A 16,150-nucleotide genomic window follows, 5' to 3' on the forward strand; every position below is an offset into this window, starting at 1 on the left:
GGGGGCTAGAACCCCGCCAAACGCTTGCGCGCGGTGTCGATCACCCGCACCGCCTCCTCCCAGAGGCCAAGTGCGGGCAGTTCCTGCGGGGCGAAGAAACGCGCCTCGCTCGCATCGTCGCCCGCTCGCGGCTCGCCGGAAGCCCAGCGGCCGGCATAGTCGATGATCGTGTAGTGGAAGCGGACGACGCCCGCCTCATCTCGGTGCAGGACATCGACGCAGGCCACCAGCGCCAGCGGGCCGACCTCGATCCCCGCCTCCTCCAGCAATTCCCGCCGGGCGGCGGCCTCGGCTGTTTCGCCCAGGTGCTGGGCGCCGCCGGGCACGGACCATTCCCCGGCGCGCGGCGGATGGCTGCGGCGGACGAGCAGCACGTCCTCGCCGCGAAAGGCGAGGCAGCCGATGCCGACCCAGGGGCGGTCCGGATACTCGCGCGCGCTCACCCCGCGCGCTTCCGGAGGGTCTCGATGCTCGGGGCGAAAGCGGGCAGCTTCCAGGCGCCGACCTGGTAGGCCCAGCCACGCCAGCGCGCGTTCAGCCGCGCGGCCTCGTCGTCTCCGGCGGCGGCCAGGGTCATCCAGACGTCGCCGCCGGCCAGGCGCATGCGGGCGGTGATCGTCAGGTTGTCGGTGAGGGTGAAGCGGCCCTCCCCGGCGGGCTCGCCGGGCGCCTCGGCCTCGGGGCGCACATCCAGCAGCGTCAGGCCCTCCAGCGCGCGGCCGACTTCGTCGAGCGAGATCTCGTCCGCCGGGGGCGCATCCGGCGGGGCGGCGATGGCAAGGCGCCCGTCCGGCCCCTCGCCGCGGCGCAGCTCGACCGTCTTGCCATCCCGCGTGCCGGCGACGGCGCGCACGCGCTCCTCGGGCAGGCTGGCGATCTCCCTGTCGATCCAGAGCTGCGGGTCGGCATCGACGGGAAGCCGTCCCTCGGCGAGGTAGGACTGGCTCTCGCCGGGCCGGCGGACATAGGCGCTCTCGGCCGCGCTGCCCGGCCCCGCGCCCTGGGTGCGGGTGCGGCGGCGGCCGACCACCAGTTCCGCCAGCGGCGCCCCGGTGCCGTCCAGCACGCGAAGCAGCAACGAGGTGGCGTTCGGGCCAGGGTCCTCGAGGCCGAGGCGGGAGAGTGCCGCCGGATCGGCCGTGCGCCGCTCCGAAAGGCGCAACTCGGTCAGGCTGACCAGCAACTCGCGCACGCGATCACCGCGCGCGGGGTAGCCGCCCTTCTGCGGCAGGGTCCAGATGTCGCTGGCGCCACGCTCGACAATCAGGCTCGCCGCCCCCTGGCGGGCCTCGATTCGCCGTGCGGCCGCGAGGCGCGGGGGCAGGGAGGGGAAGGCGAGCGGCGCCTCGGAGGGGGCGCCCCCGGTCTCATCGCCGCCTGTGAGGAGGGCGGCGGCGCCGGCCACCACGGCGGCCGCGCCGCCGAGAACGATCAGGTGGCGTCGGTTCAACGGCATGGCGCTACCCCCGGGCCGCTGCGCGTCGCCGGGCGCGCAGCACGGCGAGGCCGATGGCGAAGGCGGTGATCAGGGCAGGGACAAGAGCGATGTTGATCACGCGCAGCCAGGTCTCCAGGCTCTCGATCCCCTGGCGCAGCCCGCGCTGCACGCCGCGCAGCTCCTGGCGGGTGCGGACGATCTCGGCGCGGGCGGCGTCGATCTCGGCGCGCTGCTCGGGGGTGATGACGGTCTGGGCGCTTCCGCCCGGTCCCTGCCGCAACTCGCGCAGGCGGCGCTCGGTGGCCTGCAGGCGCTCGGTCAGGCCGCGCTCCGTCTGGCGGTAGCGGGCATCGGCATCGGCCCGCATCTCGTCCACGCGGGTGAAAGGCCGCAGGCTTTCCCCGCGGGAGCGGAGGGAGATGAGGCTGTCGCCGCCGGCCAGCGTGTCCGCGAGATTGGTGACGAGGGAGCCGTTGTCGCTCGTCGGCGTGGCGACCTGCTGGCCGAAGAAATCCTGCGTGCGGACCCAGAAGCGGTCCTCCAGCAGGTCGGCGTCGTTGCCGACGACGAGGTTCACCGGGCCGCTGGAGGCGCCGCGATGCGCGGGGAGGTCGGGCGCGCGCGCCGTGCCTTCGGGCAACGCGGGCGCTCCCTCGGGGAAGGCGGAGTTCAGCACGCCCCGGACGCGCGCCAGCAGGACGTGGCGGCCACCATCGGGGCGGAAATCGGCCAGCAGGCGTGTCGGGTCGGGCTCGCGCACGCGGGCGGCATCGACCACCGCCGACTGCGCGGAGGAGGTGACGAGGGGCGTCAGCTCGATCGATGAGCCCTGCCGCTTCCGGACCTCGCCGGCGCTGGCGAAGGTCACCTGGGCCAGGTCGGCGCTCGCGACGTCCGTGCGGCTGAGGCTGTCTCCCTGCGCGCTGAACCAGGCGAGGTAGTCCACGGCGCCCACGCGATCGCCGGGGCCCGCCCGCACGCGCCAGGCGCCCCGCTGGTCCACCACCACCTTGTCGGACGGTGCCTCGATCCCCCAGGCGTTGAAGAGGCGGTCCAGGTTTGATGCGGTGGAGGCCGCCGGCCGGCCCGTGGGATCGGGGCGCGCCGCCTGGCTCTCGCTGTGCGGGTCGGTGAGCGCGAAGAGCTTGCCGCCGCGCATGACGAACTGGTCGATCGCGTAGAACGTCGCCTCCGGCAGGTTCTGCGCGTGAGCGACGAGCAGCACGCCGATATCGGCCGGGATGGCCTGCGCGTCGGCCGGAACGTCCCGCACGGTGAAGAACTGGCGGAGCTGGGTCATGACCTGGAAGGGCTGCCCGGCGCCGGGCACGCGCATCATCATCGCGCGCGGGTCGCCATTCAGCGGCAGGGAGGAGATGACGCCGAGCACGGGCCGCGTCGGGTTCGACAGCTCGTAGACGAGGCGCGTCAGGTCGTATTCGAGGAAGCGCTCCCGGTCCGGCTGGAAGAAGGCCACGCTGCGCTCGTCGTCCAGCAGGTTGGAGCCGGCGAGGCCGAAATAGACGCTCTCCCCGCCATTATCGAGCGGCACGCCCTGAAGGCCGGCGGCGAGAGCGCGGTCCTCGGTCTCGGAGAAGGGCTCGGGGTCGAGGATCTCGAGCCTGAGCTTACCGCTGGAGAGCGAGACGTATTCCCGCAGCATCTCCCGCACGCGGTCGGCATAGGCGCCAAAGACCGGCACCGCGGCGCCGAGGCGGCGGGAGTAGAAGAAGCGGAGGGTAATGGGATCCTTGAGGTTCCCGAGCACCTGCCGCGTGCCGTCCGAGAGCGTGTAGAGGTGCTGCTCCGTCAGGTCGATCCGGGCACGGGCGAGGAAGCGGTCGGCGAGGAGGTTGATGCCGACCGCCAGCACCGCGACGGCCAGCAGCGCGCCGAGGGGGAGCCAGGGGCCGCGGGCGCGGCGGATCGGGGGCGTGGTGTCGCTCACGGTCAGTCCGCCTTGCGAAGATCGACGGCGACGGCGTTGGCGAAGAGCCAGACGCCGATGAAGCTGGCGAAGAAGATCAGATCACGCAGCGAGATCACCCCGCGCGAGAAGGCCGCGAGCCGGTCCGTGAGGGAAAGCCCGCGGGCGATCTCGGCCAGGGCCGGGGTGTTGCGGTTGAGGAACTCGGTCACGACCGGGGATCCCGTGGCGGCGAAAAGGAAGCACACGGCAACCGCAAGGACGAAGGCGATAACCTGGTTCTTCGTCAGCGCAGAGATGGCAGCGCCCACCGCGAGATAGGCGCCGGCGACCATCAGGCAGCCGAGATAGCCCGCCGCGATCACCCCGTTGTCCGGGTCGCCCAGGATGTTCACGGTGATGACCAGGGGGAAGGTCAGCGCCAGCGCGATGGCGCAGAAGGCCCAGGCCGCGAGGAACTTCCCGAGCACCGCCTGCCACTGGGCGATCGGCAGCGTCAGCAGCAGCTCGATCGTGCCGAGCCGCCGCTCCTCCGCCCAGAGGCGCATGGTGATGGCGGGGACGAGGAACAGGAAGAGCCAGGGCACGAAGGAGAAGAAGGGCTGCAGGTCCGCCGTGCCCCGCGCGAAGAAGCCGCCGAGGGTGAAGGTGAGGGTGCCCGACATCACCAGGAAGATGACGATGAAGACATAGGCGACGGGGGTAGCGAAGTAGGAGGCGAGTTCCCGCCGCGCGACGGTGAGCGTGCCGCCCATCACGCGGCCTCCCGCGTGAGGTTGCGGAAGACGGTGTCGAGGTCCCGGCCGCGGGAGGAGAGTTCCGCCGGCGTGGCATCCGCCACCACGCGCCCGCGGGCGATGACGATGGCGCGCGTGCAGACGGCGCCGACTTCCTCAAGGATGTGGGTGGAGATGATCATCGCCTTGCTCGGCGCCATGCGCGCGATGAGGTTGCGGACCTCGTGCTTCTGGTTGGGGTCGAGGCCATCCGTCGGCTCGTCCAGCACGAGCACCGGCGGGTCGTGCAGCAGGCTTTGCGCGAGGCCGACGCGGCGCTTGAAGCCCTTGGAAAGCGTCTCGATCGGTTGGAGGCGCACCTCCTCCAGACTGGTCGCGCGCATGGCATCGTGAACGCGGTCCGCCGCCTCGGTGCCGCGATAGCCGCGGGCGCGGGCGGTGAAGGCAAGGAAGCCCTGCACGGTCATTTCAGGGTAGGTGGGCGCGCCCTCAGGCAGGAAGCCGAGGTGGCGCTTGGCGGCCACGGGGCGTTCCACCACGTCCTCGCCCATGATGCGGGCGGTGCCGGTGGTGGGCGTCACGAAGCCAGCGAGCATTTTCATGGTGGTGGACTTGCCCGCGCCGTTCGGCCCGAGGAACCCGAGGACCTCCCCGGCGCGGACTGTGAAGGAGATATTGTCCACGGCGGTGAAGCCGCCGAAGCGCTTCGTCAGCCGGTCGATCTCGATATGCGCGGCGGTCACGTTGCATCCCCCTGAGGACGGGGGGCCGGGCGCCCCCGCCGGGCCGGGTTACGGCGGGGCGGGAAGGGGCGCAAGGGGCCGTTACCGGCGCTTACCCGGCCGCCAGCGGCTTCAGCGTCTGGTCGTGGCCGAAAAGATCCAGCAGGGCGCGCGCCGCGCGGCCACGCTCGGTGCCGACGAGGTCCGGATCCTTCTGAAGGAGCAGTTCCGCGTCCTGGTGCGCCACCCGGACGAGCGGCCCGTGGCGCTGCGGGTCGGCGATGCGGCGGCCGATCTGCCCGGCCTGGCGAGTGCCGAGCGCGTCCCCACCGCCGCGGAAGTCAAGGTCGGCGTCGGCAATGACGAAGCCGTCCTCCGTATCCCGAATCACGGCCAGCCGCCGTTTCTCGCCCTCCGCCAGTTCGGAGGAGGGCAGGAGAAGGCAGAAGGACTGCGCGCTGCCCCGCCCGACCCGGCCGCGGAGCTGGTGCAGGGCCGAGAGGCCGAAGCGCTCCGCCTGCTCGATGATCATGATGGTGGCCTCGGGCACGTCCACGCCGACCTCAACCACCGTCGTGGCGACGAGCAGCTGCGCGCGTCCGGCGGCGAAGTCGCCCAGGGCCGCCTCACGCACCTCCAGGCTCTGCGCGCCATGGGCGAGGCGGACCGCCTCGCCGAAAACCTCCTTCAGGGCGGCGAAGGTGGTTTCGGCGGCCACGTTGTCATGCGCCTCGCCCTCCTCGATGGCGCGGACCACCCAGTAGGCTCGGTTCCCAGTGGCGAAGGCGCGGCGGAGCGCCGCCAGAACTTCGTCGCGCCGCTCGCGGCTGACGATCCGGGTGACGATCGGCTTGCGCCCCGCCGGACGGCCCTCCAGGCGGGAGACGGCCATTTCCCCCCACTGGGTGAGGAGGAGGGTGCGGGGAATGGGGGTCGCCGTCATCACCAGCACGTCGGTCTCGCTGCCCTTCTCGGTCAGCATCAGGCGCTGGGCGACGCCGAAGCGGTGCTGCTCGTCCACCACCACCAGGGCGAGGTCGCGGAACTGCACGCCCTCCTGGAACAGCGCGTGGGTGCCCACGACGAGGGGGAGGGATCCCTCCGCCAGGCGGCGGAGGACGCGGGAGCGCTCCTTTCCCTTCACGCTGCCGGCGAGGAGGGCGCATTCTACGCCCGCCGCCCCGGCCAGCCGCTGGAAGGTGCGGAGGTGCTGGCGGGCAAGGATCTCCGTCGGTGCCATGATGGCGGCCTGGGCACCCGCCTCCACCGCGCGGAGCATGGCCAGGAGGGCGACGAGGGTCTTTCCGCTGCCGACATCGCCCTGGAGCAGGCGCAGCATCCGCCGGGGCGCCGCGAGGTCGGCGTCGATCTCGGCCAGCGCCTGGGCCTGGGCGGGGGTGGGCTCGTGACCGAAGGCGGCGAGGGCAGCTTCCCGCAGCGTGCCGTCACCGTGGAGGGACCGACCGGGCCGCTCCAGCACCGCGCGGCGGACGAGACCGATGGCGAGCTGGCCGGCGAGCAGCTCGTCATAGGCCAGGCGATCGACCGCCTCCGGCCCGGGAACCGCCTGCGGTGCCTGGAGGGCGCGCAGGGCCTCGGCGAAGCCCGGCCAGCGGCGGCGGCGCAGGTGGGTGGGGTCCTGCCACTCCGGTAGTTCCGGCAGCCGGGTGAGCGCGGCGCCCATGGCCTTCCCGACGTCCTTCGGCCCCAGCCCCTTCACCAGCGGCCAGACCGGCTGGATCTCCGGGATCGTGTCGGGCGGGGAGACGAATTCCGGCGCATCCATCTGCCAGCGCGCCCCGTAGCGGCGGACGCGGCCCGAGACGGTGCGGGGAGCGCCCTCCGGGAAGGCGCGGTGCAGCCAGGGCCCCACCCAGCGTGCCCTCAGGAAGTAAACGAGGTCGATCATCGACCGCTCGCTCGTCGCCTTCACCACCCAGGGCTGGGACGGGTTCCGGGGGGCGGCGACCTCCTCCACCAGCAGGGGCACCGTTGCTATGTCTCCGTCGGCCGCGTCGGCGAGGCGGGTGACGCGCTTCCGGTCGAGGTAGCGTTCGGGCAAGTGAAACAGGAGGTCCAGCACCCGCGGCCCCGCGGCATCGGTGAGCTGGCGCACCTTCCCCACCGCCTCCGGAAGGCTGTCGAGCGGGGCGAGGAGGGGGAGGAGGTGTTCGGGGTGGTCTGGCATGATCTGGCGCGCGGGTTATATGGCACGCCACGAACGAATGCCGAACGGGCCCCCAGCAATGAGTGACGAAGCGAACGAACTCTCCCCGCGCCGCCGGCGTTTGCTGTTCCGGGCGGCCCATCGCGGCACGAAGGAGACGGACCTGCTGATCGGTGGCTTCGTGTCGGACCGGATCGAAGCCTTCTCCGAGCAGGAGCTGGATGATGTCGAGGAGATCCTGGAACTGCCCGACGTGGACCTCACCGACTGGCTCTCGGGCCGCCGCCCCGTGCCCGCAGATCTGCAATCCCCCATGATGCGGCGGCTGCTGGAGGCGAGCGCGCTTCCCGGCGCGGGGGTCCCCGCCGCAGTACGGAAACTCTGATGGCTTCCAAGACGTCCCGCGGCCTTGAGGTTTATGGCGCGCCGGAGGGGTATGACGGGCTGCTCGTCGCCCGCCGCCGGGCGGAGGAGTCGGGCGGCATCCTGCATGTCTGCCGCGACGATGCCCGCATGCAGCGCATGGCCGATGCCCTGGCTTTTCTCGCGCCCGAGGCGGAAGTGTTGAGCTTCCCGGCCTGGGATTGCCTGCCTTACGACCGCGTTTCCCCGAATCCCGAGATCGTGGCCGAGCGCGTGGCGACCCTGACGCGGCTGATGGAGCCGCCCGGCCGGCCGCGCATTGTGCTGACGACGATTAACGCCCTCGTGCAGAAGGTGCCGCCGCGGGCGGTCTTCGCCGGCGCCACCCTGCGGCTGTCCAAGGGCGGCCGGACTGACCCCGACAAGCTGATCGCTTTCCTGGAGGCCAATGGCTACGGCCGCGCGGGCACGGTGATGGAACCGGGCGAGTACGCGGTGCGCGGCGGCATCATCGACCTCTATCCCGCGGGCGAGCCGGACCCGGTGCGGCTGGACCTCTTCGGCGACGAGATCGAGAGCATCCGCCACTTTGATCCCGGCACGCAGCGCAGCGGCGAGGCGCTGGAGGAGCTCTGGCTGCGGCCGATGGGCGAGGTCTTCCTCGATCCCGACTCGATCACGCGGTTCCGCAGCGGCTATCGCGACCTCTTCGGCCCCGCGGCGGGGGACGACCCGCTCTATGTCAGCGTCTCCGCCGGGCAGCGGCACCCGGGGATGGAGCACTGGGCTGGGCTGTTCCACGAGTCGATGGAGACGCTGCTCGACTATCTCGGGGCCGCCTCAGTCAGCCTCGACCACCAGGCCGAGGATTCGCTCGAGGCGCGGCTCGAGATGATCGAGGATCATTACGAAGCCCGCCGCCTGCCCCCGCGCGAGGGCGAGGTTCCCTATCGCCCCGCGCCGCCCGGCCGCCTCTACCTCGACCGCAAGGGCTGGGACCGGATGCTCTCCGGCGGCCCGCTGCTGCGCTTCAGCCCTTTCGGCAAGCCCGAAGGCGGGGAAGGGGTGGATGCCGGCGGCCGCCAGGGCCGCGTTTTCACCGAGGTGCGCCAGGCCGGCGGCAATGTCTTCGACGCCTTCCACGACCACGCCAAAGCCATGGCGGGGCAGGGGCGGCGCGCCATCCTCGCGGGCTGGACGCGCGGCTCGCGCGACCGGTTGGCGAACCTCCTGCGCGAGCACCGCGTGCCCACCCAGATGGTGGACCACTGGGCCGCCACCCAGGCGCTGCCGCCGGGCGTGGTGGGGCTGGCGGTCTGGGGGCTGGAGCGCGGCTTCATCGGCGCGCCCGGCGCCGACGGCGAGCCCGGCATCTCCGTCACCGGCGAGCAGGACCTGCTGGGCGACCGCATCGCCCGTCCGCCGCGCCGCCGCAAGCGCGCCGACCAGTTCATCGCGGACGCGACCGAGATCGAGGAAGGCGACCTCGTCGTCCATGCCGACCACGGCATCGGGCGCTATGACGGGTTGCAGACGCTGGACGCCGGCGGCGCCCCGCACGACTGCCTGCGGCTGCTCTACGAGGGCGGCGACAAGCTGTTCCTGCCCGTCGAGAACATCGAGGTTCTGACGCGCTTCGGCAGCGATTCCGCCGGCGTCTCGCTCGACAAGCTCGGCGGCGTTTCCTGGCAGAACCGCAAGGCGAAGGCAAAGTCGCGCATCCAGGACATGGCGGCGCAGCTCATCCGCACCGCCGCCGAGCGCCAGACGAAGGAAGGGGTGATGGCCACCCCGCCCGAGGGCGCCTGGGACGAGTTCTGCGCCCGCTTCCCCTTCGCCGAGACCGACGACCAGCTCCGCGCCATCTCGGACATCCTGGAGGATCTCTCTGCCGGCAAGCCGATGGACCGGCTCATCTGCGGCGATGTCGGCTTCGGCAAGACCGAGGTGGCGCTGCGCGCCGCCTTCGTGGTGGCCATGACGGGGGCGCAGGTGGCGGTGGTGGTGCCGACCACGCTGCTCTCCCGCCAGCACTTCCGCACCTTCTCCGCGCGATTCGAGGGGCTGCCGATCAAGGTCGCGCAGCTCTCCCGCATGGTGACGCCGAAGGAGATGGCGGTGGTGAAGGAGGGGGTGAAGGACGGCTCCATCAACATCGTCGTCGGCACCCATGCGGTGCTCGCCAAGGGCGTGGAGTTCGCCGACCTCGGCCTGGTGATCGTGGACGAGGAGCAGCATTTCGGCGTGGCGCACAAGGAGCGGCTGAAGTCGCTCAAGGCCGACGTGCACGTGCTGACCCTGACGGCGACCCCGATTCCGCGCACGTTGCAGCTGGCCCTCTCGGGCGTGCGGGAGATGAGCGTGATCGCGACGCCGCCGGTGGACCGGCTGGCCGTGCGCACCTTCATCATGCCCTGGGACAGCGTGATCATCCGCGAGGCCGTGCAGCGCGAGCGCTTCCGCGGCGGGCAGGTCTTCTGCGTGGTCCCCCGCCTGGAGGACCTGCCGAAGGTCGCGACGCGGCTGGCCGAGATCGTACCGGAGGTGCGGATCGCCCAGGCGCATGGCCGGCTGACGCCGACCGAGCTTGAGCGGGTGATGACCGAGTTCGGCGACGGGAAGTACGACATCCTGCTCTCGACCAACATCGTCGAGAGCGGGCTGGACATGCCCGCGGTGAACACCTTGATCATCCACCGCGCCGACATGTTCGGGCTGGCGGGGCTGTATCAGCTTCGCGGGCGCGTCGGGCGCGGGAAGCAGCGGGGCTATGCCTATCTTACCTGGCCGCCCTCGCACCGGCTTTCGGCGGCGGCGCAGAAGCGACTGGAGGTGATGCAGACGCTGGACAACCTCGGCGCTGGCTTCACCCTCGCCTCCCACGACCTCGACATTCGCGGCGCCGGCAACCTGCTCGGCGACGAGCAGTCCGGCCATGTGCGGGAGGTCGGCATCGAGCTCTACCAGCAGATGCTGGAGGACGCGGTGCAGGACATCCGCAACCGCCAGCGGGGCAAGGGAGGGAAGGGCGAGGCGCCGGATCGGGACTGGACGCCCAACATCAACCTCGGCCTGCCGGTGCTGATCCCCGAGGACTATGTGCGCGACCTTCCCGTGCGCCTGGGCCTGTATCGCCGCATCGGCGGGCTGGCGAACGAGGCGGAGCTGGAGGCGATGGCGGCCGAGCTGGCCGACCGCTTCGGCCCCATCCCGGAGGAGGTGGAAAACCTTCTCCAGGTCGTCTCCATCAAGCGCATGTGCCGCGAGGTGGGGGTGGAGAAGCTCGATGCCGGTCCCAAGGGCGTGGTGCTGGCCTTCCGCCGCAACCAATTCGCCAATCCCGGCGGCCTTGTCGCCTGGGTGGCGACCCAGAAGGGCGGCGTGAAGCTGCGGCCGGACCACAAGCTGGCCGTGGTGCGCGAGATGGAGCTGGCGCAGCGGGTGAAGGTCGCGCGGGAGATCCTTCAGGCGCTGCTGCGGGTGGCGACGCAGTCCAAGGCGGCGTGAGGCCGGCGCTCAGGCTGGGATTGCGCCGCCCGGCCGCACCGCGATCTCGCGGATGAGCTTCGCGCGCAGCGCGCGTGCAAAGTCGGCGCGGGTCTCGGCAGTCATGACGAAGGCGCCGTCGCCGGCGATCACCGTCTCCTCATAGGTGCTGGTGAGGCCGGGGCGGCCACCCTCGATGGCCAGGGCGTTCACCGTGATGCCCTGCGCGGCGGCGGCCTGTCGGGCGATCCCCACAGGGTTGATGCTCCGCATGTCCGGGGCATCCCCCGAGAGGTCAATGACCTTCTCCCGCGAGGGCCAGGGTGCGCGGGCGATGAGAGCGGCCGCGTGATCTACGGCGTCCCCGATGGCGTTCCAGGACTGGCGGGAGCGGGGCGCCTCCGTCACGGCGCGGGCGAGGGCCTCGGCGGAGGGGCGGCCCTCGACCCGGTGCCAGTCCACGACAGTCGCGGCGCCCCCGGGCGCGCCCCACTCGACCAGTGCGACCCCGATGGAGGAGCGCGGCCCGGCGGCGATGGCGGAGAGGACGGCGGGGTGGGTCATGGCCTCTGCGCAGCCTTCCCGCTGGAGGCGGAACTCGTCGGCGTCGATGCTGCCGGAGGCGTCGATCGCGAGGACGAGGAGCAGGTCCACCTCGCCCGCCTGGGCGGCGGCGCGGCTGGTGGCGAGGGCCGGCGGCAGGACCAGCGCCGCGCGGCGGCCGATTCCGCCCGCGCTCACACGAACTCCGTGAGGGCGACGTCCAGCAGGCGCTGTAGCACCTCCGGCTCCTGCGCGCCGGCGATGGCGTGGCGTCCGGCGATCACGAAGCAGGGCACGCCGTTGATGCCAAGGCGATGCGCGCGAAGATTCTCGGACTGCACGGCCTCCATCTCCTGCTCTCCGGCGAGGAACCGGCGGGTGGCGGCGCGCTCCAGCCCGGCGTCGGCCGCGATGCCGGCGAGGGTCGCGTGGTCGGCGATGTCGGCGCCCTCCGCGAAATGGGCGACGAAAAGGCGGTCCACCACCTCTTCCGCCGCGCCGCGCCGGGCCGCCAGGCGCACTAGGCGATGGGCATCGACGGAGGGCGGGGTGCGGTGGATGAGGTCGAAGCGGAAGGGAACGCCCTCGGCCCGGCCCATCTCCGTGAGGGTCGCGTGCAGGCGCCGGGTGCGGTCGGCCTGTCCGGGGCGCCGGGCGAAGGGCTCGCGCGCCGGCGGCTGCTCGGGGTTTAGGAGGAAGGGGCGCCAGATGAGCTCGGTCGCGATCTCGGGGCGCGCGCGGAGGGCGCGGCGGAGCCGGCGGGTTCCGATGAAGCACCAGGGGCAGACGAGGTCGAAGACAACCTCGATCGCGAGCCGGTGGCGCTGGGGGGAGAGGGCATTCACCGGCCAAGCCTAGCGCCGGGCGGGGCTGCCGGGCCAGTCTTGTTCACGCGCCTTGCTCATGCCGGCTCAGGTTCATCGGGCGGAGGTAACGCCGACCTGACGGCACATTTCCAGCAGGAGGCATTCGGAGCAGCGCGGGCGCTCCCCCGTGCAGACGAACTTGCCGAAGGGCACCAGCCGCTCGTTGATCTCGATCCAGTAGCGGCGGGGCAGAACCGCCTCCAACGCGGCCATGCTGCGCTCGGGCGTGGGGGCGGCGATGATACCCCAGCGGTTCGTCACGCGGTGGACGTGGATGTCTACCGCGATGGCTTCCTGCCCGAAGGCGACGCCCAGGGTCAGGGCCGCGATCTTGGGGCCGACGCCACGGAAGGCGGTAAGCCCCTCCATCGTGTCCGGCACCCTGCCGCCGTGCTCCTCGATGATGCTTCGGGAGAGGGCGAGGATGTCGCGCGCCTTGGGCTCGGGAAAGGTCGCGCCGTGGAGGAGCTCGATCAGGCGGGGCTCGTCGAGGGCGGCCATCTCGGCGGGCGTCCGGGCCACGGCAAAGAGGCGGAGGCAGACGGGGGTGGTCACCTCGTCCCGCGTTCGGGCGGAGATCAGGGTCGCGACGAGCTGCTCGAAGGGTGAGCCGTACCCGCGGTCCCTGAGGTCGAACATGGCCGCCTTGGGCCGGTCGGCCAGCATCAGCCGCAGCCGGTGGAAGGCCTCGTCATAGTCGAAGGGCGCCTTCGCCGGGGAGGCCGGGCGGGGAGAGGCGGCGGGGCTGAGGGAGGGAGTAGGCATCGCGTGAAAACGCCGGCCGGGTGGCCTGGATGCCAGGGAAGCGTCCCCTGCCGCTGGAACCTGCGCCCTGCCGATACAATCTGAAGAGCGCGCGCCGGGCGGCCGAGGGCGCGCGGGGATCGGACGCCATCCTCCCCCGCAGGCGACGGTTGCGAGGATGGACGGGAATATGGAGTTGACGGGCGGCGACGGGGCGGGGGCGGAAGCCGCCATTGAAGCGACTGGCCTGACGGTGGCCCCCTCTGAGATGCCGGGGCTGGTGCGGATCGTCTCGCGCCACCTGCCCGCGGATGAGGTGGCGGTCCGCCGCGCCCTCTGCGAGCTGCGGCGGCGGGGTTGGGCGACCCGCATCGAGGAGGCGGCCCGGGAGGCCGGACGACTTTGGATCACCTCGGCGGATGCCCGGGCGGCCGCCGCTTCGCTGGATGACCCGGAGCCTGCCGAGGACGCGCTCCTCGCGGCCGCCGACCGCGTCGTCTTGGAGCGCTTTCACGCGGCGGGGACAAGCGCGGAGGCGGTGCTGGAGGCCCTGACGGCCGAACTGGCCGACTCCGGGCGCCAGCTGCGGCCGGAGGCATTGGGCGAGCTGGCCCTTCTGGTGGCGAGGGCGCAGGGGCTGGACCCCGATACCGCCGATCGCCTGCGCGTGCGGGCTGTCCGGACGGAGGAGCGGCGCCGGCGAGAGGTGAACGAAGCCGCCCGCCTGGCGCGCGAACGCCGCCGCGAGGAGGTGCGCCGACTGCGCGACTGGGAGCGCGGCCTGGTGGAGATCGATGACCTTCCGCGGCTGCTCGACTGCTCGCCGAAGGAGGCGCAGCGCTGGGTGAGCGCCGGACTGGTGCCCGTCGCGCGCCGGATCGCCTCCGGCCGGGGTGGAAAGGGGGAGCGGCGGCAGTTCGACCCGGAGGTCGTGGCCTCGCTGCGGCCGGATGTCCTCCACTGGCGCAACGCCGATCGCGACGCCGGCCTGGGTAGCGCCCGAGGCCCCGAGCGGCGGGGCGATGACGGGCGCGGCGGGAGGTCCGCGGCGGTGCCGGCCCAGCCGGCGGCCCATGGCGGCCGGGCGATGAACGCGGCGGTCGCGCGGGTCGCGGCGCTGGACCGCTATGCCGGGCACTTCACCACGGCGCGGGCGCTGGAGCGGCGGATCATCCTCGTCACCGGGCCCACGAACAGCGGCAAGAGCCACACGGCCCTGGACCGGCTGGCCAAGGCCGAGAGCGGCCTGGCGCTCGCGCCGCTTCGCCTGCTGGCGCATGAGTTCCGGGAGGCCCTAGCCGAGCGGGGCGTTGCCGCCTCCCTTACCACGGGGGAGGAACGCATCCCCGCGCCGGGCAGCCGGCACTTGGCCGCGACGGTCGAGATGTGCCCGCTGCACGAGCCGGTGGACGTGGCGATCGTGGACGAGGCGCAGATGCTGCACGACCCCGACCGCGGCGCGGCCTGGACCGCCGCCATCATGGGGGCGCCGGCGCGCGAGGTCTTCGTCCTTGGCTCGCCCGAGGCGGCGCCGATGGTGCGGCGGATCGCCTCCCTCTGCGGTGACACGCTGGAGGAGGTTTCGCTGCAGCGGAAGTCGCCGTTGGTCGCGGCCCGGCACCCGGTGGAGTTGGGCGAACTCGGGGCCGGTGATGCGCTGGTCGCCTTCTCCCGCCGTGACGTCCTGCAGCTACGCGAGGAGCTGATGCGGCGCGGCCGCCGGGTTGCCGTGGTCTATGGTGCCCTGAGCCCGGAAGTGCGCCTTGCCGAGGCCGCGCGGTTCCGGCGCGGGGAGGCCGAGGTGCTGGTGGCGACAGACGCGATCGGCATGGGGCTGAACCTGCCGATCCGTCGCGTCGTCTTCTCGAGCCTGCGGAAGTTCGACGGCCAGCAGTCGCGTGACCTGCTCCCCCAGGAGGTGAAGCAGATCGGCGGGCGGGCCGGCCGCTTCGGCAAGCATGAGGAGGGGGTGGTCGCCGTGCTCGCCGGCGCCGGGGATCCGGCCTTCGTGCGGCGGTTGCTGAACGCCCCGCCCGCGCCGCCGGAGGAGACTCGGCCCCAGGTGCAGCCCGATGCAGACATCATCGCGGCGGTGGCGGGCGAGATCGGCTCGGACAGTCTTTTCGGCGTGCTGGCGCGGATCAAGCGGGCGGTGCTGCGCAAGGACGACCCGAACTACCGGCTGGCGGACATGACCCAGGCCCTCGCGGTCGCGGCGGCGGTGGACGGCGTGCCCGGCCTTTCGCTGCTGGAGCGCTGGACCTACGCGATGTGCCCGATCAACGAGCGGGACAGCGGCGTCGCGCGTCTTACCCGCTGGGCGGTCGATCACGGGGCAGGGCGCCCTGTGAGTCCGCCCATGGCCGGGCACCTGCCGAACCCGCAGCGCGCAGGCGGCGCGGTGCTCGAGACGGCGGAGAAGGTCTATAAGCGCTTGGTCGCGTGGCGCTGGCTCGCGATGCGCTTCCCCGGCGCTTACCAGGAGACCGAAGCGGCGGAGCAGGAGACAGACCGTCTAGACGCGTGGATTGAGGAGGTGCTGCGGCACCAGCGGCGGGGGAAGTCCGTCCTTGCGGCCTGAGTGGGCTTCTTGCGCTCGGTGACGATTTTCTGACGGGGAGGCGATTTTGTGGGGTTGATCCCCTGAGGGCGCGAAGCTAAATAGGGCTCACCGAACGGCGCGGTTGAGCCCGCCGCCCGGTGCTCCGAAGAGGATGCTGACGGTGACGCCTAGAGCGTCTAGTTGGCTTTTCCTCTTCGGTCCTGTTCTATTCCCTGGTGGCGTTCTGGTCGCTGGATACGGCGAGTGGGTAGCTGTCTGGGTAGGGGATCGGATCCCTCGTTCTTTCAAATTCGCATCTGTTTTTTGGAAGTGCAGTTAGAGCTGTGCTGCTGCTGGTGGTGTTGTTTCTGTTGCCTTGTGTGGTGATGGGGATGGTGCTGCTGGTGAGGTGGTATGGTTTTAGCTGATCGAGAGTGGTGAGCGGAGTTAGTGGTCGGCTCATGGTGTTATGCTGGATGGTAAGTTTGGCATGGCATGATGAACTTGAGAGTTTGATCCTGGCTCAGAGCGAACGCTGGCGGCATGCTTAACACATGCAAGTCGCACGGACGGTTTCGGCCGTTAGTGGCGGACGGGTGAGTAACGCGTAGGAAC

12 protein-coding genes and 1 rRNA gene are annotated in these 16,150 nt (G+C 71.8%); 4 read left to right on the forward strand and 9 right to left on the reverse strand.

Going from position 1 to position 16,150, the window contains the following annotated elements:
* Positions 1 to 5: 5 nt before the first annotated feature.
* From BO39_RS24440 to recG, 6 genes are all read right to left on the reverse strand, one after another.
* Positions 6 to 443, reverse strand: coding sequence for an NUDIX hydrolase (locus BO39_RS24440; protein ID WP_043838560.1), 438 nt, complete (start codon positions 441 to 443; stop codon positions 6 to 8).
* Positions 440 to 1,456: a DUF4340 domain-containing protein gene (locus tag BO39_RS24445; RefSeq protein ID WP_245615373.1), complete on the reverse strand. Its 1,017-nt coding sequence runs from the start codon at positions 1,454 to 1,456 to the stop codon at positions 440 to 442. The genes BO39_RS24440 and BO39_RS24445 overlap by 4 nt, the downstream gene beginning before the upstream one ends.
* Before the next feature lie 4 nt (positions 1,457 to 1,460).
* Positions 1,461 to 3,386 (reverse strand): GldG family protein, encoded by a 1,926-nt coding sequence (locus tag BO39_RS24450; protein ID WP_245615375.1) that lies wholly within the window; start codon positions 3,384 to 3,386, stop codon positions 1,461 to 1,463.
* Positions 3,387 to 3,388: 2 nt separating this feature from the next.
* Positions 3,389 to 4,120, reverse strand: a complete 732-nt coding sequence (locus BO39_RS24455; protein WP_043838565.1) for an ABC transporter permease — start codon at positions 4,118 to 4,120, stop codon at positions 3,389 to 3,391.
* Positions 4,120 to 4,845: an ABC transporter ATP-binding protein gene (locus BO39_RS24460; RefSeq protein ID WP_052402574.1), complete on the reverse strand. Its 726-nt coding sequence runs from the start codon at positions 4,843 to 4,845 to the stop codon at positions 4,120 to 4,122. The genes BO39_RS24455 and BO39_RS24460 overlap by 1 nt, the downstream gene beginning before the upstream one ends.
* A gap of 91 nt (positions 4,846 to 4,936) precedes the next feature.
* Positions 4,937 to 7,012 carry an ATP-dependent DNA helicase RecG gene (gene recG, locus BO39_RS24465; protein WP_043838567.1) on the reverse strand — a complete coding sequence of 692 codons (2,076 nt, stop codon included), beginning with the start codon at positions 7,010 to 7,012 and terminating at the stop codon, positions 4,937 to 4,939.
* A 58-nt stretch (positions 7,013 to 7,070) separates the two neighbouring features.
* On the opposite strand from recG, the gene BO39_RS24470 reads away from it, so the two are divergent.
* Complete coding sequence (locus BO39_RS24470) at positions 7,071 to 7,376, forward strand: FAD assembly factor SdhE (RefSeq protein WP_043838569.1); 306 nt, start codon at positions 7,071 to 7,073, stop codon at positions 7,374 to 7,376.
* Complete coding sequence (mfd, locus tag BO39_RS24475; protein WP_043838571.1) at positions 7,376 to 10,861, forward strand: transcription-repair coupling factor; 3,486 nt, start codon at positions 7,376 to 7,378, stop codon at positions 10,859 to 10,861. The genes BO39_RS24470 and mfd overlap by 1 nt, the downstream gene beginning before the upstream one ends.
* A gap of 9 nt (positions 10,862 to 10,870) precedes the next feature.
* Here the strand turns inward: mfd and BO39_RS24480 are convergent, their stop codons facing one another.
* The 3 genes from BO39_RS24480 to BO39_RS24490 form a co-directional block, all read right to left on the reverse strand.
* Positions 10,871 to 11,581 carry a DUF1194 domain-containing protein gene (locus BO39_RS24480; protein ID WP_245615376.1) on the reverse strand — a complete coding sequence of 237 codons (711 nt, stop codon included), beginning with the start codon at positions 11,579 to 11,581 and terminating at the stop codon, positions 10,871 to 10,873.
* The gene (locus BO39_RS24485) at positions 11,578 to 12,228 is read right to left on the reverse strand and encodes a DsbA family oxidoreductase (RefSeq protein WP_043838573.1); all 651 of its coding nucleotides are present in this window, start codon (positions 12,226 to 12,228) and stop codon (positions 11,578 to 11,580) included. The genes BO39_RS24480 and BO39_RS24485 overlap by 4 nt, the downstream gene beginning before the upstream one ends.
* Positions 12,229 to 12,300: 72 nt before the next feature.
* A complete protein-coding gene (locus BO39_RS24490) occupies positions 12,301 to 13,014 on the reverse strand; it encodes an endonuclease III domain-containing protein (RefSeq protein WP_043838574.1) in 714 nt (237 codons plus the stop codon).
* A 157-nt stretch (positions 13,015 to 13,171) separates the two neighbouring features.
* Between BO39_RS24490 and BO39_RS24495 the strand changes: the two genes are divergently transcribed.
* Together BO39_RS24495 and BO39_RS24500 are read left to right on the forward strand one after the other, a co-directional pair.
* Complete coding sequence (locus BO39_RS24495; RefSeq protein WP_084698460.1) at positions 13,172 to 15,574, forward strand: helicase-related protein; 2,403 nt, start codon at positions 13,172 to 13,174, stop codon at positions 15,572 to 15,574.
* Between the two features lie 461 nt (positions 15,575 to 16,035).
* A 16S ribosomal RNA gene (locus tag BO39_RS24500) occupies positions 16,036 to 16,150 on the forward strand; the annotation flags it as partial.

It is taken from the genome of Roseomonas aerilata DSM 19363 (assembly GCF_000711725.1).
GTDB classification, from domain to species: domain Bacteria; phylum Pseudomonadota; class Alphaproteobacteria; order Acetobacterales; family Acetobacteraceae; genus Roseomonas; species Roseomonas aerilata.

Excerpts from the sequence above, each read along its gene's own strand:
- BO39_RS24445 (WP_245615373.1), bottom strand. The coding sequence starts at position 1,456 with ATGCCGTTGAACCGACGCCACCTGATCGTTCTCGGCGGCGCGGCCGCC.
- BO39_RS24455 (WP_043838565.1), bottom strand. The coding sequence starts at position 4,120 with ATGGGCGGCACGCTCACCGTCGCGCGGCGGGAACTCGCCTCCTACTTC.
- recG (WP_043838567.1), bottom strand. The coding sequence starts at position 7,012 with ATGCCAGACCACCCCGAACACCTCCTCCCCCTCCTCGCCCCGCTCGAC.
- BO39_RS24470 (WP_043838569.1), top strand. The coding sequence starts at position 7,071 with ATGAGTGACGAAGCGAACGAACTCTCCCCGCGCCGCCGGCGTTTGCTG.
- mfd (WP_043838571.1), top strand. The coding sequence starts at position 7,376 with ATGGCTTCCAAGACGTCCCGCGGCCTTGAGGTTTATGGCGCGCCGGAG.
- BO39_RS24490 (WP_043838574.1), bottom strand. The coding sequence starts at position 13,014 with ATGCCTACTCCCTCCCTCAGCCCCGCCGCCTCTCCCCGCCCGGCCTCC.
- BO39_RS24495 (WP_084698460.1), top strand. The coding sequence starts at position 13,172 with ATGGACGGGAATATGGAGTTGACGGGCGGCGACGGGGCGGGGGCGGAA.